General features: G+C 59.5%; 18 protein-coding genes and 1 pseudogene. 14 read left to right on the forward strand and 5 right to left on the reverse strand.

The features are described 5' to 3' along the window. Positions 1-353: 353 nt before the first annotated feature. Both glmS and Z052_RS14170 read right to left on the reverse strand, forming a co-directional pair. Complete coding sequence (gene glmS, locus Z052_RS14165) at positions 354-2,216, reverse strand: glutamine--fructose-6-phosphate transaminase (isomerizing) (protein ID WP_099289155.1); 1,863 nt, start codon at positions 2,214-2,216, stop codon at positions 354-356. A 2-nt stretch (positions 2,217-2,218) separates the two neighbouring features. Then, positions 2,219-3,397, reverse strand: coding sequence for a sugar phosphate nucleotidyltransferase (locus tag Z052_RS14170; RefSeq protein WP_099289156.1), 1,179 nt, complete (start codon positions 3,395-3,397; stop codon positions 2,219-2,221). A 245-nt stretch (positions 3,398-3,642) separates the two neighbouring features. Here Z052_RS14170 and Z052_RS14175 point away from each other — a divergent pair, with 245 nt between their 5' ends. Then, positions 3,643-4,062, forward strand: coding sequence for a TRAM domain-containing protein (locus tag Z052_RS14175; protein ID WP_099289157.1), 420 nt, complete (start codon positions 3,643-3,645; stop codon positions 4,060-4,062). 5 nt (positions 4,063-4,067) lie between these two features. Here the strand turns inward: Z052_RS14175 and glmU are convergent, their stop codons facing one another. Further along, on the reverse strand, positions 4,068-5,282 hold the full coding sequence (glmU, locus tag Z052_RS14180) for a bifunctional sugar-1-phosphate nucleotidylyltransferase/acetyltransferase (RefSeq protein ID WP_099289158.1): 1,215 nt from the start codon (positions 5,280-5,282) through the stop codon (positions 4,068-4,070). Between the two features lie 117 nt (positions 5,283-5,399). Between glmU and Z052_RS14185 the strand changes: the two genes are divergently transcribed. The 5 genes and pseudogenes from Z052_RS14185 (at position 5,400) to Z052_RS21410 (ending at position 7,703) form a co-directional block, all read left to right on the forward strand. Further along, complete coding sequence (locus tag Z052_RS14185; RefSeq protein WP_241897954.1) at positions 5,400-5,816, forward strand: NUDIX domain-containing protein; 417 nt, start codon at positions 5,400-5,402, stop codon at positions 5,814-5,816. 257 nt (positions 5,817-6,073) lie between these two features. Continuing rightward, complete coding sequence (locus tag Z052_RS14190; protein ID WP_099289160.1) at positions 6,074-6,376, forward strand: type II toxin-antitoxin system HicB family antitoxin; 303 nt, start codon at positions 6,074-6,076, stop codon at positions 6,374-6,376. A 5-nt stretch (positions 6,377-6,381) separates the two neighbouring features. Beyond that, positions 6,382-6,629, forward strand: a pseudogene (locus tag Z052_RS14195) (type II toxin-antitoxin system HicA family toxin). A gap of 97 nt (positions 6,630-6,726) precedes the next feature. After that, positions 6,727-7,260, forward strand: a complete 534-nt coding sequence (locus Z052_RS14200; protein WP_099289161.1) for a sugar-specific transcriptional regulator TrmB — start codon at positions 6,727-6,729, stop codon at positions 7,258-7,260. A gap of 8 nt (positions 7,261-7,268) precedes the next feature. Continuing rightward, a complete protein-coding gene (locus Z052_RS21410; protein WP_099289162.1) occupies positions 7,269-7,703 on the forward strand; it encodes a hypothetical protein in 435 nt (144 codons plus the stop codon). A 271-nt stretch (positions 7,704-7,974) separates the two neighbouring features. Here Z052_RS21410 and Z052_RS14210 read toward each other — a convergent pair whose 3' ends face one another. Beyond that, positions 7,975-9,051, reverse strand: coding sequence for a TrmB family transcriptional regulator (locus Z052_RS14210; protein ID WP_094519271.1), 1,077 nt, complete (start codon positions 9,049-9,051; stop codon positions 7,975-7,977). Between the two features lie 55 nt (positions 9,052-9,106). On the opposite strand from Z052_RS14210, the gene Z052_RS14215 reads away from it, so the two are divergent. From Z052_RS14215 to Z052_RS14250, 8 genes are all read left to right on the forward strand, one after another. Continuing rightward, the gene (locus tag Z052_RS14215; protein WP_094519272.1) at positions 9,107-10,576 is read left to right on the forward strand and encodes an ABC transporter substrate-binding protein; all 1,470 of its coding nucleotides are present in this window, start codon (positions 9,107-9,109) and stop codon (positions 10,574-10,576) included. 28 nt (positions 10,577-10,604) lie between these two features. Next, positions 10,605-11,519 carry a carbohydrate ABC transporter permease gene (locus tag Z052_RS14220; protein ID WP_094519274.1) on the forward strand — a complete coding sequence of 305 codons (915 nt, stop codon included), beginning with the start codon at positions 10,605-10,607 and terminating at the stop codon, positions 11,517-11,519. 1 nt (position 11,520) lies between these two features. Beyond that, a complete protein-coding gene (locus Z052_RS14225; RefSeq protein ID WP_099289163.1) occupies positions 11,521-12,444 on the forward strand; it encodes a carbohydrate ABC transporter permease in 924 nt (307 codons plus the stop codon). A gap of 2 nt (positions 12,445-12,446) precedes the next feature. Next, positions 12,447-13,538 carry an ABC transporter ATP-binding protein gene (locus Z052_RS14230; protein WP_094519276.1) on the forward strand — a complete coding sequence of 364 codons (1,092 nt, stop codon included), beginning with the start codon at positions 12,447-12,449 and terminating at the stop codon, positions 13,536-13,538. A 6-nt stretch (positions 13,539-13,544) separates the two neighbouring features. Beyond that, entirely contained in the window at positions 13,545-14,672 is a 1,128-nt protein-coding gene (locus tag Z052_RS14235) for an ABC transporter ATP-binding protein (RefSeq protein ID WP_089309068.1), read from the forward strand. After that, positions 14,672-16,195, forward strand: a complete 1,524-nt coding sequence (locus tag Z052_RS14240) for a lyase family protein (RefSeq protein ID WP_099289164.1) — start codon at positions 14,672-14,674, stop codon at positions 16,193-16,195. The genes Z052_RS14235 and Z052_RS14240 overlap by 1 nt, the downstream gene beginning before the upstream one ends. 103 nt (positions 16,196-16,298) lie before the next feature. Beyond that, entirely contained in the window at positions 16,299-18,674 is a 2,376-nt protein-coding gene (locus Z052_RS14245; RefSeq protein ID WP_099289165.1) for a glycoside hydrolase family 31 protein, read from the forward strand. Between the two features lie 122 nt (positions 18,675-18,796). Next, positions 18,797-18,994, forward strand: a complete 198-nt coding sequence (locus Z052_RS14250; protein WP_094580123.1) for a hypothetical protein — start codon at positions 18,797-18,799, stop codon at positions 18,992-18,994. Between the two features lie 117 nt (positions 18,995-19,111). Here Z052_RS14250 and Z052_RS14255 read toward each other — a convergent pair whose 3' ends face one another. Next, on the reverse strand, positions 19,112-20,341 hold the full coding sequence (locus tag Z052_RS14255; RefSeq protein ID WP_094580124.1) for an RNA-guided endonuclease TnpB family protein: 1,230 nt from the start codon (positions 20,339-20,341) through the stop codon (positions 19,112-19,114). Positions 20,342-20,344: the final 3 nt, after the last annotated feature.

Here is a 20,344-nt window from a genome sequence, read left to right on the forward strand (position 1 = left end):
GTTGATCTCGATAACTCCGAGCTCGATCAACTGCCGAAACATCCCACCAAACGCTGGCTGAGCAGAAGGCATATTGCCAGATTAGAACTGTTTGAGTGTAATCATACGGGCTTTCCACGTTTCTACATAAGAGCGAGAGCGATTTGAGTAGTGATCGGTGGCCTGTCGTCGTTGCTGCGGCATTTGCTGGTCTCATCTGGATCGTCGATCGACTTTGGATGCGTACAGATCATCCTGATACGTGATACGTACACCCGTGTCGCTTCACAGAGGAACAAGGGGGAAGTTCACGGCTTCAGCCATGGGAGGAATCCGACCTGTTCGACTTCCTTGGACTCCTCGTTACCTGTTTCTCACTCCACCGTCACGCTTTTCGCCAAATTCCGCGGCTTGTCGATCGACCGTCCCTTCTCATTGGCTACGTGATACGCGAACAACTGGAGGTACACATTTGCGACCAACGGCTCGACAATCCCTACATCGGGCACGGCAAACGCCTCATCCAGCGTGTCGTACTCCTCTCCAGTTGAGACACACCCTAAGGCGGGCGCACCACGTGTCTGCGCCTCGGTTACATTGTTCATCGTCTCCTCAGCCCGCGATCCATCGGTCAACACAGCCAGCACAGGCGTGTCAGGGGTTACCAACGCAAGCGGCCCATGCTTCAGCTCACCCGCAGCGAACCCCTCTGCGTGGTCATACGAGATCTCTTTGAGCTTCAACGCACCCTCTAACGCCACAGGCACGCCCAGCGCACGCCCGACGAAGAAGAACGCCTCACTGTCTTGGTACGCCTGTGCGGTCTCCCGAACAGCCGATTCATTGTCAAGCACCTGCTGAACCGCCCCCGGCAACCCTTGGAGGTCTTCCAATACTGACCGCGCGTCGGCCGCCGCCACCGCACCACGCTCCCGGCCTACCGTCACAGCCAACATCGCCAGCGTCGCTACCTGTGAGGCGAACGTCTTGGTCGCTGCCACGCCAATCTCCGGCCCAGCGCGAATGAACGCGGTCTCATCAACCTCTCGGGTGACTGTACTCCCTAGTGTATTCGTCACCGCAAACGTCCGCGCACCAGCCTCCTTCGCACGCCGGATCGCCCCGAGCGTGTCGGCGGTCTCGCCACTCTGTGTGACCGCAACGACGAGCGTCCGGTCTGGAGTTCGACCCGCACCGAACTCGTACTCACTCGCTATCTCGACACTCGCGCGCACCCCCGACAGCTTCTCAAACAGCTGTGCGGCGTACCGCCCGGCATAATACGACGTACCACAGGCGACAATCCGAATTTCTTCAAGATCAGCGAGGAAGCCAGGTGGGAACGACACATCGAGATCCACATTCCCCGCGTCGACGTCGAGGCGCCCCGCAAGCGTCTGGCGAAGTGCCTCGGGTTGTTCGTGAATCTCTTTGCGCATGTAGTGTTCATAGCCGCCCTTCTCTGCGGCATCAGCCTCCCACGTGACGGTCTCGATATCCCGGTCAACGGCTTCACCATCGTGATAGACGGTGACCTCCCCTCCCTCAAGCGCCGCAACGTCACCGTCCTCAAGATAGGTCACGTCGCGGGTGTGTTCTAAAAAGGCGGTCACGTCGCTCGCAACGAACGCGGTGTGGTCGCCATGCCCCACCACAAGGGGACTCCCACGGCGGGCGACGATAATCCGATCATCGGCCTCACGAACCGCACAGATCGCGTAGCTGCCTTCCAGCCGCGTTTCAACCCGCCGGACTGCGGTCAACAAGTCCGCGTCGGCGTCCGCAGCGAGTTCCTCCTCAATCAGATGCGGGATGACTTCCGTATCGGTGTCACTCGTAAACTCATGCTCAGACAGCTCCTGTTTGAGCGTCTCGTAGTTTTCGACGATTCCGTTGTGGACGACCGCCACGTCACCGACACAGTCGGTGTGCGGATGCGCATTTGCGTCTGTCGGCGGGCCGTGCGTGCTCCACCGGGTGTGGCCAATTCCGTGTGTTGCGTCGCCGATCTCTGGTATTTCGAGCCCATCAACCTTCCCCGACTGTTTTCTGACGGTGAGCCCACTAGTGTCACCCACAAGTGCGACCCCAACAGAGTCGTAGCCACGATACTCCAGATTTCGGAGTCCCTCGTGGATGATTGCTCCGGTCGCTTGGTGGAGGCCACCGTCACTCGCTGCTGCGGTTGCTGCCGCCTGTTCGCCGGTCGCTTGAACGTACCCAATAATGCCACACATGGTTATCCTCGCCGCACCGTTGTGCCCGCCGCAATTCGACTATCAATCGTAACGCCTGGGTCAGTGTCGACGTCGTCGCCGACAACCGCCCCCGTTGTCAGCGTCGCGCCAGCTCCAATCGTGGTGTTATCACCAACGACCCCACCCAGTTCGATATCTCGGTGGACAGTATCCTCGACGACCATCGTTTTTGCTGGCCCGTCGACTGTCACGTTTGGCCCAATTCGCACATTACTCGCGATTACCGCATCCCGAATCACGGCGCCCGCCCCAATGACGGTGTCCGGAAAGATGATCGCGTTCTCGACGACGGCGTTCGCTTCAATCGTCACATTCCGGCCGACGGCCGTGTTCCCCCCAATTGTCACGTTCGGACCGACGCGAACGCTGTCTGCAACCACAATGTCATCCGCAACGGTCTCTTGTTCGTGTGTCGCCCCATCTTCGCTGTGGGATGTAACTTCCGTCTCAATCAGGCCTGCATTGACCCGCAGTAGATCCCACAGATTCGAGACGTCGAGCCACTGCCCAGTGTAGGTGAGACGCCCGATGCCACCATGCTCCCGTGCGTGTTCGTTGAGTGCTGCGGTCAGGGTCAACTCGCCGTTGGTGTGTGTCGTACGGATCGTCTCAAAGAACGCCGGCGAAAAGCCGTAGATGCCAGCGTTGATCTGGTTCGTCTCAACTGGGCCCTCTGGTTTCTCTTCGATGTTCCTCACAGTCTCTCCATCCCCGGTAATAACCCCGTATTCACGCGGTGTTTCGACGGTTGTTGTTGTTACTACCGGGTGGGTGTCATCTCGTACCGCAGCCGCAACGCGCTCGATGCTTGCCGGCTCAACAATCCGATCACCGTTGAGCACAACGAAGGGGCCGTCAACAGCCGACTCAGCTTGGAGGACGGCGTGGCCAGTTCCGAGTTGGGTCGCCTGCTCAACGTAGGTTATCGTCACGCCCCACTCCTCACCATCAGCGAAATGATTCCGAATACGCTCTTGGTTGTATCCGACAACTAGTGTGAGATGCTCAACTCCTGCCGTCGCAACAGCCTCGACAATATACTCGAGGAGTGGTTTGTTTGCGACAGGGATCATCGGCTTTGGGCGTCGGTTTGTGAGTGGGGTCAACCGACGACCCTCCCCGGCCGCGAGAATGATGGCCTGTACCGGTTGCTCGCTCATACACATCCTGTCATTTTCTTGTATATTAAAACAGTCGCTCCGGCAACCAAACCTGATCACTCGGGTAGCAAGTGTAACGCATATACACAACCGTAGATATCGTAGGGGTGGCTCATATACAGTCAGCCACAAGCAGCTCTGGATCACTGTTCATGTATCCGGGCCACTACGACTCCTGCGGACCCTTTTAACGGTCGAATCGCTAGAATCAAGTTATCCGCTAGCAACTCGGGTAACACGTCATTATGGATGTTTCTGAGTCACTCAAATCACTCTACACTGCGCCAATTGAGCAGGCTGATGGAACGCATCAGATCACGGTGCCGGAACGAGAAATAGCAGCTGGAACACTTGCTGAGGGTGAGACGTACCGTATTGCGCTTATTTCGACCGACTCGGATACCGACACTACAGAGCCTGATCCCGACCACGAACTCGACCACACCGAGCACCAACCGGAATACGACGGGCCGCCTGTCACGGAAGGCGAACACCGAGACGTTGAAATAAAGCATCTTGGTGACCAGGGCGATGGAATTGCGAAAGTCGAACACGGCTATGTTGTGATTGTCCCCAACACAAACGTCGGGGACTGCGTCACCGTCGAAATTCAACAGGTACGTGAGAACGTGGCGTTCGCGGCTGTCGTTGACCACACCCTGTAGGCGAGTTATTCTTCTGAAACTCGATCTTGCATCACAACCTCGCCTGGGGCTGTTGTTTCCTCTGCGCCGACCCGGAGGCCGGCATTCAACGACGTGTTAATCCCAGTCTTCGCTCCGTCACCAAGAACTACACCGAGTTTCCGGCGATCGGTGTCGACACGATCGCCTTTTACTGTCATCCGGACGTTTGCGTCGTCGTGCCGGAGGTTGGCGACGTTCGTTCCAGCTCCAAAGTTCACCTCACGCCCCAACACCGAGTCACCGACATACGAGAGGTGACTCACTGACGCGTCGGCCATGACCACTGAATTTTTCACCTCAACCGAATGCCCAACATGCGCGTCTGGACCAATCACGGTTGCTCCACGGATGTACGCGTTCGGACCAACGGTTGCGCCCTCACGAATCAGTGCTGGTCCCTCAACGTACGCACCCGATTGGACGCTAGCTCCTGCTTCAATGACTACGGGCCCGTGGAGGTGAACACCCTCTTCGACGGTCCCGGAGATAGCGTCCTCGGACTGTGCTAACTCCGCAAGTGCGAGTTCGTTGGCTTCGAGTAGCTCCCACGGGCGCCCGACGTCGAGCCAGGTGCCGTCGTACCGCGCCACATCGATCTGGTAGCCGTCGTCGAGGAGGAGCTCGATCGTTGTCGTGATCTCGTACTCGCCGCGTTCGCTCTCGGGTGTTCTGTCGATGTACTCGAACACCTCTGGCCCGAACGCGTAACAGCCGACGTTCGCGAAATTCGTCGGCGGGTCGTCGGGCTTCTCGACGATGCCAGCAAGCGAGCCGTCATCAGCCGTCGAGAGTACGCCATACGCCCGCGGGTCCGGGACCTCGGTGGCCGCAACGGCAGTCCCCTCCGCATCGGCAAGCGCCCGCGGCAGCGACGCGTCCACGACCACGTCACCATTGAGCACGAGGAAGTCGTCGTCGACGACGGGCTCGGCCTGCGCCACGGCGTGAGCCGTCCCCTTGGCCGCCGCCTGTTCGACGTAAGAAACCGGCCGGTTGCGGTACGACTCGCCGATCGCCTCCCGGATCGCGTCGCTGCGATAGCCCGTGACGACGACGAACTCGTCGACAACGTCGATCGCGGTGTCGAACACACGTTCGAGCAGCGAGCGGTCGCCGACAGGGAGGAGGGGTTTCGGGCGGCGGTCCGTCAGCGGTCGCATCCGAGTCCCGCGGCCGGCCGCGAGCACGACTCCGTACATACCTGAGGGCGACGGCCGGCCGGGATTTAGCCGCTATGGTCGGCGGCGGCTCGATCGATGAGGTCCCGGGCCGTTCCGAATGGCTCCTCGGCATCGGTCTCGTCGCGCTCCTCGGCGGTGATCCGCACTAGCGGCTCGGTCCCGCTCGTCTCGGTCGATCTGGTGATCGACCACGACGGCGGCGTCCTCCTCGGCAAACGCGCGAACGACCCCGCGAAAGGCGAGTGGTTCGTGCCCGGCGGGACGGTACACAAAAACGAATCTCGCACTGACGCCGTCCACCGCGTGGCCACCGAGGAACTCGGCGAACCCGTCGTGATCGACGAGTGTCTCGGAACGTACGAACATTGCTACGAGACCGCGGCTGTCGACGGCGTCGACTCGAAACACTATCTCGCAACCGGCTACCGGTGTCATTTCGAACGCGACGATCCCGCATTCGTCGGCGACGACCAGCACAGCGGCTTCCAAGTCTTCCACCCGCCGTTCGAGAATCTCCATCCGTACGTTACACAGTATCTCGACGATCGCTAGCCCGACGACTCCCGTCGGAGCCGTGTCGCCCGTTCGACATTGGCGAGCGTGTCCACGTCCCGTTCGCATCTCACTCCTTGAGCAGCGACCGGACCCGGTGGACGTAGCCGTTCACGTCCCAGCTGCGAGCGTCACCGACCTCGTCGTGCGTGAGGGAGACAGCCGTCGAGCCCATCACCAACGACCCTCAACGACCATCCAGAACGGCTTGTTCACCGGCCGAATGCTTATCACACTACTCGGGTAATACGCTAGTAATGAGTACTAACACGGGCACGAACGACGATCCACAGAGTGGGCGAACGATCACGCTCACGGAGGCGGACGATGGCTGGTGGGTCGCCCGTGACGAGGAGACGGGTGTTGCGAGCCAAGGTGAAACGAGACAGGACGCCCTCGATAACCTCGACGAGGCAGTCGCGCTCCACAAGGGAGAGATCGTCGAATCGATCGATACTCAAGAGCAAGAGGAGGAAGTACTCGAGGAGCTCGGCATCGATCCGAATGAGGTAGCGCAGGCTCGTGATGAGCACGATGGCCTCCCCGAGTTCATGCAGTGAATCGAATGGCGTCACGCGATTTCTCCGGGCGCGACGTCGTCAAGGCACTCATGAAAACCGCTTCGTTATTGTTGACCGAACTGGTAGCCACGTCAAGCTGCGGTACGAGCACCCGACAAATGACGATGATGTCCGCGTCGTCTCTGTACCGCAACACGACCGGATCCGAATTGGCACGTTACGCAACATCGCAGCGCAGTCCGGGGCGGAGGACTTCGAGAAGTGGTGTCAGTGGATCGACCAGCAGTGCTGACATGCCACTCGATCGGTCACCCGAAAAATAGCACAACGGGGATCGGGAAACTATTCCCTGAAGTAAGAATTATATTCTCCACTCTGTAATCCCACATATGGCTGAGACAGACGCCGCCGAGGGACCGCCACCCTTCGAGGATGCGTTCGCCAGCGACGACGTCGAACAACGCATCTACGGCACCATCCTACAGAGACGCGAACCGACAACAGCGAGCGCAATCGCTGACAGCGCCGACTGTGACCCCAAGACCGCCCGGAAGTATCTGGGGTGGTTCGATGACCTCGGCATCGTTACCCGCCACGACGGCCATCCGGCCACCTACGAGCGCAACGACGCGTATTTTGAGTGGCGACGCATCAACCAGCTCGCAGCTGATCGCTCCGTCGAGGAGCTACAGGATCGCGTTCGTGAGTTGACGACGCGCATCACCGAGTACGAGGCGACATATGACGCCGCGTCACCGGCCACAGTCGACGCCGTCGCCGCCGCGGAGGGCAGCGACGAGTTGACCATCGACGCCGTGTACAGCGACCTCGCTGATTGGGCGACTGCCCGCGAGGAGCGTAACCGCTACGAACGCGCGCGCCAGCAACGCACGGGCAGCGAGCGCGAACAGGCGTCCGGGTAGCCCGCTCGATGGTGCCACCGACAGGCGATGGCGGGAGCCCGGCTCCCATCGATCGTCCAATTCTCGAGTTTCTCCAGACACGACTCCAAGCGACGAGGCAGGTGTCCCGAGCGACCGTCACGGACGCTAGCGGCCATCTGGAACTCCAAGTCGTCTTGGCCCCGTCGTACTACCCAGCAGCCGTCGACGAGGCGCAGTTGACGCTTCGTTGGTACACGAACGATGACTTCAAATGCCACTATCGGGAGCAGCATGCGGACCACACCTGGGAGTGCCGGTGGGACCGGCACCCGAATCCACACAATACACGGGACCATTTCCACCCCCCGCCCACCGCCCCGACGCCCGGCGAGGACGCATCGTGGCCAGCCGACCATCGTGACGTCATCACACTTGTCCTCAACGAGATCGAAGACCGGATCACAACTCTCTGGAGTGAGTGAGTTTCCAGTCCCACTCTTCGCTCATCGATCACTCGCATCTTCACATCCATACTCTGCTGTGACGAGAAGTTTGTGTGACCTGGTTGCGATGATACCCGAGACGACAGAGGGTTGTCCCACTATAGCGCTAGCCGGAAGACAATAGACCGACACCGAATAGGATCAAGTAATGTATACAGAGTGTCCCCAAAATGGGTGTCTTTATTTGTCTGATGGACTAACATTTGGTTACTTACTTATCGCGCCCGACGAGACTGTCCGATTGACCGCCCTATTCGATCTCGTCGACTGTGAGACGGCGCATCTCGATATCCTCGACGCGAGCATACCAGCCCCCGACGGTGTACTCAGCGCGGTCGTCAGAAACGACGATAGCGACCTGCCGCGCGATGTCAGCCAACTCTGGTGTTCCGAGGACGTCTGTCGCTTCCGAGTACAGAAGGTCAGTAACTGTTCCGCTCACTGTCACCTGTTCCCGCGACGCTGTGTCGATGCCCTCGACCGTCACCCGAACGGTTGCGCCGTCAGAGACGATCGGCTCCAAATCCGTGATACAGTGGCGAAGGTTGACGTATGTGATCGGCGGGTCCTCCGCTTGTGCTGAGTACACGGATTCCCACGCGTCCCAGTGGGTCGTCTGGAAGTATCGGTGAAACACGTGGGCGATCGGGAAGTTGTCCGCGATGAGTCCGTAGGAGTTGTTCAGCCACGGGGTTTGCGGCGCAAAACACGTCTTCTCTCGGTCGCTGATGAGAACAAAGGGTCCAGGCAACGTGCGGATGCGCGCCTCCGTTACTGCCCCCTCGAAATCGATTGTCGTAGCGTCGAGAGACGCGCTCTCCGTCGGGGGGAGAAAGGTCAATTGCGTGTACACGCCGCGATCTCGTGCGCCGGCCAGCGCGTCCCTGAGTCGAGTGAATTCCGTCGGCGTCGCCGTCAGTTGGATTTCGTTTGTCGCCTCGCTAATGAAACGATCCGCCTGCTCGTACACGGTATCCTGGCGTTTGACGATAGTTATCTGAGAATCCTCGACGCCGGGATCCTCCCAGAGGCTGTCGATCTGTTCGGCGGCCCGCGTAAACGTCTCTGCCCGCTGTTCGAGCTCGCCCGTCGCCTCGATGGGATTGAGCGCCCGTGCGTGAAGGCTGTCCTGTTCGTACGTCTCCACGTACCCTTCCGCTTCGAGCTTCCGCAACACGTCGTAGATACGCGCTCTCGGGACGCCTGCGGTATCCGCAATATCCACCGCCGGAGCAGATCCTAGCTCCAGCGTCGCGGTATACGCGTCGGCCTGATACTGTGACAGCCCGAGGTCTTGGAGTGCCGCTTGAATTTCTCGCTCGCCCATGTTCGCTTGATAGCGGTACCGCGACGAATATACTTGACTGTGGTGTTATTAACAGATGACCAACAACCACTACGGTATACACTCGCCCCCAAACTTTATTATTGATGGCTTACAGTTCTCACGTGGTGCTACGACATCCATGGATAATCATGATGGATTGAGTTCGCGCCGTGAACTGCTCAAGCGGTCGGGCAGTGTTGGTTCAGCTGCTGTGTTAGTCGCGCTCGCTGGGTGTACTGGTGATACTAACAGCGGAGATGGCGGTGGTGGTGATGACGGCGGCGGTAGCGACACCACCGGCAGTAGCGGTGATGGCGATGGCGAAGCCGAGTACGCGCCGATCGAGTTCTGGTCCAAAGAACAACAGGCTGAGCGGCGACAGGTGATCTCTCCGATCGTCGATGAGTTCGACCAAGCTGACGTCCAGGCCGAATTCTTCGACGAAGACAATATTCCCGAAGAGTTGTCAGCGGCGAGAGCCGCCGGTGATCTGCCGAACATCCTCCAAGTCCAGGCACAGACAATCCAGAACCTCGGGAGCGAGGATCTGCTCTCGACGGAGAGCGCCCAAGCCGTTATGGAATCTATTGGGATGGATGACCTCCGTGATGGGGCGCTCGACTTTATGAGCACCCCCGAGGGGGATCACTTCGCGGTGCCGCATGACGGGTGGGTCCAAGGCATTTGGTATCGCAAAAGCAAGTTCGACGAACTCGGCCTCCCGGAGCCGACGACGTGGGAAAACATTCGGGAAGCGGCCGAGGCGCTCCATGATCCCGATAACAATCAGTACGGGATCGGGCTCGGAACTGAAAACGCCAACTTCACGCGGCAAGCGTTTACACCGTTTGCCATTTCGAACGGAGCACGCGTATTCAACGAGGACGGCGAAATCGTCTTCGACAGCCCGGAGATGGTTGAGGCGCTGGAATACTACGTCGACCTGGCGCAAAATTACGGCCATCCAGGAAAACACGTCTACGACGCGACGCGGCAGACGTACGTTAACGAGAACAGCCACATGATCATGTGGTCATCGTATATTATCGATGACCTGCTTGAGGCGGGGATGGCTGACGACACCGCTTTCGCTCCGTACGTTCGCGGTGAAGCTGACGCATCCTATGGGCAGGTTACCGGGTTTGGGATAACCGCAAGCGGTGATGAAGCGGCCCAGCGCACTGCGGAGGCGTTTACCGAATACATGTTCCAACCCGACCAGTACGTCGAATGGCTCCACATGGCGCCTGGCGGGATGCAGTCCGTGCGGCAGTCCGTCTCCGAATCTGACGCCTATCAGGATAACGAGGTCCTGAACGAGTGGGAAGACACCGTCGCGACGATTAGCAGCGCGCTTGACAACGTCCAGCGCTTCGGGTTCGTGAACGGACAGTCGATCCCCGCGTTCGGGCAGATCGCGAGTCAACTGATTGTCGCTGAAGCGGTCGTCAGGGTGTACGAAGGCGAGGACGCTGAAACCGTCGCGAGCGAACAGGCCGAGGCGATGCGCCAAGCGATCGAGTGACCACCTCGGCACGATCCCCACTACAGTAATGAGTGTCCAAGACCGCGTGACCTCGTTTTTTGACCGAGGAGGGACCGAACGAACGCTCGAAGAGAAAGAGGAGCTGCTGGGTTATGCGCTTATTCTCCCGTCGATACTTCTCGTCTCGATCATCATCCTGTACCCGCTGGCGTACAACGTCTACCTGAGTTTTCACGAGGTGCCACTCGCACCGGGCGAGAGCGCACTGTTCATCGGCACACAACACTACGCGGATCTACTGTCAGACCCGGCGTTCTGGGAGGCCCTGTACAATACGGTTGTGTTCACGTTCTTCAGTGATCTGCTCGCCACGGCTGGCGGGCTTTTCGCCGCACTCTTGTTGAATCGGGCATTCCGGGGACGGCGGCTGGTGCGCGGGCTCATGCTGCTCCCGTACGTTGCACCGATCATTGCTGTCGCCTTCGCGTGGCGGTGGATGCTTGATCCCTTGTTCGGAATTGTGCCGTTCATTCTCAACAATATCTTAAACCTGAACCTAGGGACGATCGACCTCCTCGGGAACAGCGATTCGGCTATCTGGACGGTCATTATTTTCGACGCCTGGCGGTACTTCCCGTTCGCGTTCCTGATGCTGATCGCACGTGTTCAAGCGATCCCCGAAGAGATGTACGAAGCGGCACGTATCGACGGTGCTAGCCGCTTTGCCCAATTTAAGGATATCACCCTGCCGGAGCTCAAATACATCCTCGCGACGGTTTTCTTACTGCGGTGGATCTGGAACTTCAACAAGTTCGCCGACGTGTGGCTGCTGACGCGTGAGGTAGAAACGCTGCCGATCTTCACGTATCAAACCGCGTTCGCAAACTTCGAGCTCGGACTCGGGGCCGCGATCTCAATGGTCCTGTTCGTGTTTTTGATCAGCTTCGTGCTGATCTACGTCAACACGGTGTTAGAGTGGTAAGATGAGCACCAACACGATCACCCAATCGATCCGTGAATCGTACCTGACGACCAGTCGGGCGTTTAGCCGGCTGTTCGGCTCACAAGAGATCAGCAGTAGTCGCTTAGAACGCGTTGCCTTTTATACGAGTATTGTTCTCGTGTTGTTTATCGCGTTATTTCCCTTCTACATCATGCTCAAAACGAGTGTGACGCCGGACGCGAACATCTACTCACAGGAACCGCAGCTGGTCCCGAACGACATGACACTGGAACATTATCGGGTGCTGTTTTCGCCCGAGACGTTCCCGTTCATCACGTATTTCAGAAACAGTTTACTCGTCTCAACGGTCACCGCTGGCCTCTCCGTTGTGGTCGCCACGCTCGGTGGGTACAGTTTTGCCCGCCTCGAGTACCGCGGACGAGGGCTCACCTCACGGCTGGTACTCGTCGTGTACATGTTCTCAGGGATTCTGCTCGTGGTGCCGCTCTTTCAGGTCATGACGTGGCTCGGACTTGTTGACACCTTACCGAGCCTCCTTATCACCTATCTCGTCCAGACGTTGCCGCTGTCGCTGTACATGCTCGGCAACTACTTCCGAAGTGTGCCGGAAGAAATTGAGGAAGCGGCACTCATGGACGGGTACTCCAGACTGGAAGTCATCTACCGGATCACGATCCCGCTGTCGGCACCCGCGATCGTGGCCGTGTTTATCTACGCGTTCATGATCGCCTGGAACGAGTACCTCTTCGCGAGTGTCCTCTTGCGGTCACAGGGGCTATTTACGCTCCCGATTGGGCTTGAGGCGCTCAACCAGGCCTTCGAGAATGTCTGGGGCCAGCTCATGGCCGCGTCAATTCTCACCAGCATTCCGGTTGTCGTACTGTTCTTGTACCTCGAAAAGTACCTCGTCGAAGGGCTCACCTTCGGCGCTGTGGAGGGCTGACGATGAGCAACGACACGTCCCGCGGATCCGGACTTGCCACGGGTGACACGACAGCCGGTCGGACTGAGCTGGTCGATGTGAAAAAAGCGTACGGCGACACCGTCGCGGTCGACGGCGTCTCCGTAACCATCGAACCGGGGGAACTCCTCGTGCTCCTCGGACCCTCTGGCTGTGGCAAGACCACGACGCTGCGGATGATCGCCGGACTTGAAACCCCGACTGCTGGCACGATCCGGATCGACGGGGAAGACGAGACCCGGACACTCCCGAAAAACCGGGATCTGTCGATGGTGTTCCAGTCGTACGCCCTCTACCCGCACAAAACGGTGCGAGAAAATCTGGCGTTCCCGCTCGCGAAGATGGACCTGTCCGCCGCCGAACGAGACGACCAGATTCAGGAGGTTGCCGAGCTGCTTGAGATAGAGGAGTTACTGGACAAACAGCCGGGACAACTGAGTGGTGGCCAGCGGCAACGCGTTGCTGTTGGTCGGACGATCGTGCGGGAACCGCGGCTCTTCCTGATGGATGAACCGTTGTCGAATCTCGATGCGAAGCTCCGCGTCCAAACCCGTAGCGAAATTCGGGAGCTCCAACAGCGGCTTGAGACGACGACCGTGTACGTGACTCACGATCAGGAGGAAGCGATGAGTATCGGTGACCGACTCGCGATCATGCGCGACGGACAAATCGAACAGATCGGGAGCCCACGAGAGGTGTACCATCACCCGGTGAACGAATTTATTGCCGGATTTATCGGTGATCCGCAGATCAACTTCATCGATCGTGATGGCGATCACGGGCTGTTCGACGCGATCGACCCGCCGAGAACTGCGGTACGAGCCGGGGTTCGCCCTGAAGCCGTATCAATCGCACCCGAACGTAACCAGCCTGTCACCTTCGAGGCGCTGATTACACTGGTCGAGCCGGTTGGCCACAGTTACGAGCTTACACTCGACGTTGACGGGGTGACGTTAACGGCGCTCATCGAGCGGTTGCCAGCTGGGGTTGATACGGGTGAGACGGTGGCATTCGGGTTTGACCCGGCTGACGTGTACTGGTTCGACGACCGTGGCGCGACGATCTCGGAGGGGTGAGTACGGATGGCTCACGTCGAACTCGCTGACGTCAGCAAAGTCTATGACGACGCACAGGGAACGGAGACGGCCGTCGATAGCGTCTCGATATCCGTCGCTGATGGTGAGTTCCTCACTATCGTTGGCCCCTCTGGCTGTGGGAAATCCACCACGCTCCGTATGCTCGCCGGGCTTGAACCCGTCACAGAGGGCGCGGTTGTGATCGACGGTCGCGAAGTTCAGCACCTCGTGCCGAGCGAGCGGAACGTGGCCATGGTGTTCCAGAACTTCGCGCTCTACACCAAAATGACGGCGCGAGAAAACATCGGCTACGGGCTCAAACACTCCACGCAGCTGTCTCGGCCCGAACGACAGGACCGGATCGAAGAGATGGCCCAGCTGCTTGGCATCAGCGACCATCTTGATGATAAGCCCGCCGAACTCAGTGGCGGACAGAAACAACGCGTGGCGCTTGGCCGGGCGCTCGTTCGGCAGCCGGACGTGTTTCTACTGGACGAGCCGCTGTCGAATCTTGACGCCAAGCTCCGGTCGGAGATGCGGACTGAGCTCCAACGCATCCACGATCAGCTGGGCGTAACGACCATTTACGTGACACATGACCAGAAAGAGGCGATGACGATGTCCGATCGTATCGCCGTCATGAACGACGGCCGCGTCCAGCAGATCGCGACGGCTGAATCCGCCTACGATCGGCCGGCGAACGAATTTGTCGGGACATTCCTCGGCAATCCGTCGATGAACACCACGGAAGTAACCATCGAGCGCCGTGACGGGACGGCCACACTGCGGACGGCTGCCGGCAACGTGTTGACGACGGTGCCCGCGGAAACGGTCCCGACCGGGGTTTCGAGAGCTACCGTTGGTATCCGCCCCGAAGATCTGGAACTACGGTCTGCTGACGATGGGTCGGCGAAGGTAGCCGTCACCGAATTCCAAGGCAACACCAACTACGTTCACCTGACGGTCGAAGACAAGTCTCTCACGGCCCGGCTCACGACCGATCAGACGTTCGAGCGGGACGAACAGGTCGCGCTTGCGATTGACGCACCGGACCTGTATCTCTTCGACACCGAGACCGGTGAAACCCTCAAAACACGCGACCGTGCGACGCATACAGACGGCGGGCGATCATAATGCGAGACGAAACTCCGGAGGATCTGTCGTCGCTCGCAGAGACGTCGGCTCCGGGCGAGCAGTTCTACCGACGTACCGGTGCGCGGCTCACCGCGCCGCCCGCCCCGTCCGTCGATCGGGTGTCACAGTCTCCCGCGGCGCTCCACGCCGGCTATCACGCATTTGATCTCGCACACACAGTCATGCTCCGTGAGCAGGGACTACTCCCACCAGATGTCGGCCGCCGGATATTGGAGGGTCTTTTGACACTCGAAGACGAGACCGGTGACCCAGTTCCCGCACGCGAATCGATCGGTCGCGGAGCCCACTCCGGCGAAGCCCATCTCATCGACGAGTACGGCGAAGCCGTCGGTGGCTGGCTTCACACCGGGCGGAGCTCGCATGATCTCTCGGCCGTCGCAACTCGGTACGTGTTGCGTGACCGACTCCTAACGGTCGGGTCCAAGCTTGTCGACTTGATTGAGACGTACGCCGCCCGTGCCAGCTCATACACCGCCGTGCCGATGCCCACGTACACGGGACTCCAACGCGCTCAGGTCGGGACAATCGGGTACCGGCTCTGCTCACAGGCATTCCCGCTCACGCGTGACCTCGGCCGACTCATTACCTGCTATGACCGGCTCAACCGAAGCCCGGCCGGTGCGGCCGCGGGGACGACGACCGATTTTACGATCGATCGCGAGCGGGTCGCATCCTTGCTCGGGTTCGACGCTGTTCTCCAAAACGCTGAGGATATCGACAACAGTGTAGATCACCTGCTCGAGGTTGGGTTCACTATTGCGACAAGCGCCGCAACCGTCGGCCGGGCAGCTGATACGTTCTTCCTGTGGTTTAGCGATGAGTGGGGGATCGTTGACCTCCCGGACGAACTCTGCGGCACGAGCAGTATTATGCCGCAAAAAAAGAATCCGCACAGTATCCAGGCCGTTCAACGAGGGACGAACGAACTCATCGGTGAGGCTATCCAGCAGTTCATCGCTGTGAAGAACCTGTCCGGTGGTGTCCAATACGACCCTGCTCTCTTGCGTCGATTCACCGAGACGCTCGACACGTTACGTGCCGTTGTCGATGGTGCGACGTTTAATACTGATAGGGCCCGTGCCCTAGTGGCGGCTGACTGGGCGCTTGCCACCGACCTCGCGGCGCTTTTGACGAAGCAGTGCGGGATTCCGTGGCGGAGCGCCCACCAGATTGTCGCCGTTCTCGTCCGCGAATACGAAGCGACCGACCGGAGTCTCACGGACGTGGCCGCCGCAGATCTGGAAACCATCGCAGAGGCCTATCTCGGTGACCGGCCAACCGTCCCGACGACGGCTCTGGAGACACTCTGTGACCCAGCACAGGCGCCTGCCCGTCGTGCTGGTATCATCGGGAGTCCAGCGCCTGAGCAGGTTGCTGACCAACTCGAAACGCTTCGCACACGAGCGGAGATGTATCGCGATCAACTCACTGAGAGACGGGTGGCGTTGGATCACGCACACGCGGCTCGCCGCTCGGACATTCGGTCAGTGATAGACGCATGATCTCAGAACCGGACACGACGCACGCGTCACAGACGTGTCTCGTCACAGCGACCGGCCGCACGGGCTCCAGAGCCAGCCACCCAGTCTCACACACACGCTCACGATGCCATTCACCGTAATTGACGGCGTTGACTCAGTTGAACAGACTACACGGGGTGTTGTCCTTGAGTGTCAATTAATCCGCTATGAACTGCCCCAAACGCGCCAGCGTGAACACCTTCGCGAGGCCGTTGAACGCACCGTTCCGATCGAGATAAGCTTCCTTCGGCCAGACGTCTTCCAATTCGAGCTCACGGCCACCCCCGAGACGCCCACTTCCGGGAGCGAGCACGTCGACGCCGATGCTATCACTACTGATGTGGACCTAACGGTGACACGTGAGGACGGCGAGATCTCCCTTGAAACGGCCGCGCTCACCGTCCGAATCGGGACCGATCCGTGGTCGTTCAGCGTCATCGATGGCACCGGTCGTACTGTATTTAAAGAACACCGGCCGCTCGCAGCCAAAAAGAACGATCCGGAGGTTTGGCCGCTGGGGTTCGAGGAGGCCCAGACGAGCGAGTGGCTGTACTCAGTGGAGAAGACGGGCATCGGATTCGACATCCAGCCAGACGAACACTACTACGGGCTCGGTGAGCAGTTTACCGCCCTCGATAAGCGGGGACAAGCAACCGAGGCATGGGTCTCACAACCACATAGCACCGACAACGATCGGAGTTACAAAAACGTCCCATTCTACCTGTCATCGTACGGGTACGGCCTCTTCGTCGATACAGACACCAAGACCGAGTTCAGTTTCGGCGGCGGCACACAATCTGCGGTCAGCGGCGAGATCACGGCTCACAGCGATACCCTCCGGTTTTTGTTCGTGAGCGGGCCAGACTTCGAAGAGATCCTAAAGACGTATACGGCCGTCACCGGTCGTCCGTCGGTGCCACCCAAGTGGAGCTTTGGTCTCTGGGCGTCGCGGTATTCGTACGAAACGCAAGCGGAAGTTGAGCAGGTTACCCGCCGGCTTCGCGAAGCAGAGATTCCCTGTGATGGCATCCACCTCGATATCAGTTGGATGCGTGAGGGCTGTATTAGCGATCTCGAGTGGGATAGAGCCGCATTCCCGGATCCGGAGGAATTGATCGACACGCTCCACGAGCGCGGGTACCGGCTGATGTTGATCGAGGAACCGTATCTTACAGCCGGCTCGGAAGCGTTTCAGACGGCCCTCGAGAACGGATATCTCGTCTCAGATTCGTCTGGCCAGCCGTATCTGCTCGACCGGTTGGTCGTGAGTAAACACCGCGGCGGGATTCTCGACTTTACCAATCCGGCGGCAGTCGAGTGGTGGCAACAAAAACATCGTGACTTACTCGAGATGGGTGTCGATGGGTTTTGGACGGACTTCGGTGAATACCTCCCCGACGATGCGATCCTTTCAAACGGTACGTCTGGCAGTCAGACGCGAAACCGATATCCTGATCTCTACCAACAGACCGTCGCTGACGCGATGACAGCGCACGGGCGGACACCGTTGCTGTGGAGCCGGGCCGGGTGGATGGGGACACAGCGAATGCCTGTTCACTGGGGCGGAGACTCGGACACGACGTTCAGTTCACTGGCAGCCACGCTGCGCGGTGGACTGAGTCTTGCGTTGTCCGGGTACGGCTTCTGGAGTCATGATATCGGCGGCTTTAGCGGAACTCCTTCGTCAGAGCTGTACATCCGGTGGGCGCAGTTCGGCTTACTTTCAAGCCATGCGCGGTTCCATGGCACTACGCCGCGGGAACCGTGGGAATTCGGTGGCGAGGCGCTCGCAATCTTTCGAAAGTTTGCTCGCCTCCGCTATCGGCTCCTGCCGTACCTGTACACGCATGCGGTGATCACCTCCCGGACAGGACTTCCGATGATGCGGCCGTTGGTGTTACACTACGCAGATGATCCGGCGACACGAACTATCGAAACACAGTATCTCCTCGGCCGTGACCTGCTTGTTGCGCCTGTGCTCACGGCTGAGGGCTCTGTTGAGGTGTACCTGCCAGATGGGGAGTGGATTGACTTCTGGTCGGACACACGCTATGAGGGACGACAAACGCTTCAGTTGGACGTGCCACTTGAGGAAGTTCCGCTATTCGTTCGGGCAGGAAGCATCATTCCCTCGCGAGAAGCCACGCAGACCGTCCAACCTGGGCCTCCCGAGCAACTGGTACTAACAGCGCGACTCTCAAATGGGGAGGCCAGTGGCCGGTATTACAACGAGTCAACTGAGACGATGACAGCAGTGACAGTCTCAGCGGATTCTGCCGTGGAACTTACTGTTGATGGCCAGCTCCCAAATTCGACGGTGATAGTCACCGGGGTACAAACGACGCCCACCAACGTCCGTATCACCGACATAACAGACAACACCGAAACCGTACTCAACGCCGACGCATGGTCACATGACGGGGACACACTGACAATAGAGATTGGTCCGATACCTCGCTAGCCGCTGCCCAGCGGCAGGTTTCTCTTATACTGTGTTGAACCACCCTGCGACCCACCGAGCGAAAGTGGGTTGGCTTCATGCTGCCGAGCAAGATTTTTGATAGCGTCGTCAGAAGGACTGGTATGGCTCGGCTGGGCACGCAATCGACGAGCGCGGACCGGCAGTTCGCGGTCGCGTGGGTGGGGATGGGGATCATCATGTCGGCGGCTGTCGCGACGATCGATGTACTCCCGCTTCCGTTAGAAGCCGTGTACGTGTTCGCTGCTGGCGTCATCCTCCGCGAGGCGCTCGGCTTGGCGTATTGGGTACTCCAAGAGTGACTCCCTCCTCGCGCTGAGGCGCCGGGGTTTCCACGGCACCGCGACGCTGGGTCGGGATACTGTGCTTTACACAGCAGCTTGTCTTTTGACATCTCTTCCCGTGACTTCCTCCCCACCCTATTCGCTCGCCGCGTTCGCGGCTCGCTCCTTGAGGGTGGGGCTTCCTGTTTCCACGACGCGCTTTGCAGGAACCGAATGGGTCCCCGTAGGGAGCGCAGTCTCCGCAGGCGTTGATTCGGGACAGCCCGTCCCTACTTGCTTCAGACCGCGTACCAAGATGTTGTACGCCGCGTTCCAGTCCCGGTCGGCGGTGAACCCGCACGACGGGCACGAGTGTTCGCGGACCCAGAGCGGCTTGTCCGTCGAGACACCGCACGCCGCGCACTCCTTGGTCGTTCCCACTGGTTCGACCGCCACGAAGTGCGTGCCTTCCCGCTCGCACTTGTATTCGAGCATCCGCAGGAACGTTCCCCACGCCGCCCCCGCGCGGTTTCGGGAGTTGCCGGGGAGTTCGACCAAGCCCTTCGCGTCCAAATCTTCGACCGCCACGAGGTCGTACTCCCGGGCGTAGTAGTTCGAGAGCTTGTGGAGGAGATCGCGGCGCTTCCGGCGGAGGTCGGCGTGCCGCCGCGCGACGGTCTTGCGCTGTTCCTCCCAGTTATTCGAGCCGTGTTCTTTCCGCGAGAGGTTGCGTTGGGCGCGTTCCAGCCGCTCTCGCTCGTCGCGTAGGTCCGGCGACTCGACCGCCGTTCCGTCGGTGTCGTGGGTGTACTTCAGGATACCCACGTCGATGCCCACTACGTCGGCCAACTCGTCGGGTTTCGCGGGTGGGTTGTTCGGCGTTTCGACGCCGAGGGTGGCGAACCACTCGCCCGTTGGCTCTTGTTTCACCGTGACGGTCTTTATTTCGGCGTCGTCGGGGAGGTCGCGGTGGAAGGTGAGGGGTATCTCGCCAACCTTCGAGAGCCACAGCCGCGTCCGACCATTCGTGTTCTTGAGTTCGAAGCCGGATTGACTGTAGGTGAACGAGTGGTACTCGCCCGGTCCCTTCCAGTTGAGCGTCCCGACACGGTAGCCCTTCTCTTTGCGGCCGCGAAGCGTCGAGAGGTTGTCGTACAGTCGTTGCACGACTTTCTGTAGGACTTTCGAGTGGACTTGCTTGAGGCCGGTCCACCAGTCCTTGAGGTCCGGCAGGCGCTTCTGTTCCGAGTAGGACGACGTGTCGTCTACTCGGTTGAGTCGGTGGAGAAAGTGGTTGTAGACCTGCCGGCAGGTATCGACGGTCCACGCTAACCGTTCTTCGAGCGCGTTGGACGGCCGGATTCGATACCTGTAGTTGTAGTTCATGGC

Origin of the sequence: Halorubrum sp. C191 (assembly GCF_002727095.1) — an archaeon.
GTDB lineage: Archaea > Halobacteriota > Halobacteria > Halobacteriales > Haloferacaceae > Halorubrum > Halorubrum ezzemoulense.

Bases quoted from the DNA above. Each gene is read 5' to 3' on its own strand.
- Z052_RS14220 (WP_094519274.1), top strand. From the start codon at position 10,605: ATGAGTGTCCAAGACCGCGTGACCTCGTTTTTTGACCGAGGAGGGACC.
- Z052_RS14215 (WP_094519272.1), top strand. From the start codon at position 9,107: ATGACCAACAACCACTACGGTATACACTCGCCCCCAAACTTTATTATT.
- Z052_RS14255 (WP_094580124.1), bottom strand. From the start codon at position 20,341: ATGAACTACAACTACAGGTATCGAATCCGGCCGTCCAACGCGCTCGAA.
- Z052_RS14175 (WP_099289157.1), top strand. From the start codon at position 3,643: ATGGATGTTTCTGAGTCACTCAAATCACTCTACACTGCGCCAATTGAG.
- Z052_RS14190 (WP_099289160.1), top strand. From the start codon at position 6,074: ATGAGTACTAACACGGGCACGAACGACGATCCACAGAGTGGGCGAACG.
- glmU (WP_099289158.1), bottom strand. From the start codon at position 5,282: ATGTACGGAGTCGTGCTCGCGGCCGGCCGCGGGACTCGGATGCGACCG.
- Z052_RS14170 (WP_099289156.1), bottom strand. From the start codon at position 3,397: ATGAGCGAGCAACCGGTACAGGCCATCATTCTCGCGGCCGGGGAGGGT.
- Z052_RS14245 (WP_099289165.1), top strand. From the start codon at position 16,299: ATGCCATTCACCGTAATTGACGGCGTTGACTCAGTTGAACAGACTACA.
- Z052_RS21410 (WP_099289162.1), top strand. From the start codon at position 7,269: ATGGTGCCACCGACAGGCGATGGCGGGAGCCCGGCTCCCATCGATCGT.
- Z052_RS14230 (WP_094519276.1), top strand. From the start codon at position 12,447: ATGAGCAACGACACGTCCCGCGGATCCGGACTTGCCACGGGTGACACG.
- Z052_RS14200 (WP_099289161.1), top strand. From the start codon at position 6,727: ATGGCTGAGACAGACGCCGCCGAGGGACCGCCACCCTTCGAGGATGCG.
- glmS (WP_099289155.1), bottom strand. From the start codon at position 2,216: ATGTGTGGCATTATTGGGTACGTTCAAGCGACCGGCGAACAGGCGGCA.
- Z052_RS14240 (WP_099289164.1), top strand. From the start codon at position 14,672: ATGCGAGACGAAACTCCGGAGGATCTGTCGTCGCTCGCAGAGACGTCG.
- Z052_RS14250 (WP_094580123.1), top strand. From the start codon at position 18,797: ATGGCTCGGCTGGGCACGCAATCGACGAGCGCGGACCGGCAGTTCGCG.
- Z052_RS14225 (WP_099289163.1), top strand. From the start codon at position 11,521: ATGAGCACCAACACGATCACCCAATCGATCCGTGAATCGTACCTGACG.
- Z052_RS14210 (WP_094519271.1), bottom strand. From the start codon at position 9,051: ATGGGCGAGCGAGAAATTCAAGCGGCACTCCAAGACCTCGGGCTGTCA.
- Z052_RS14235 (WP_089309068.1), top strand. From the start codon at position 13,545: ATGGCTCACGTCGAACTCGCTGACGTCAGCAAAGTCTATGACGACGCA.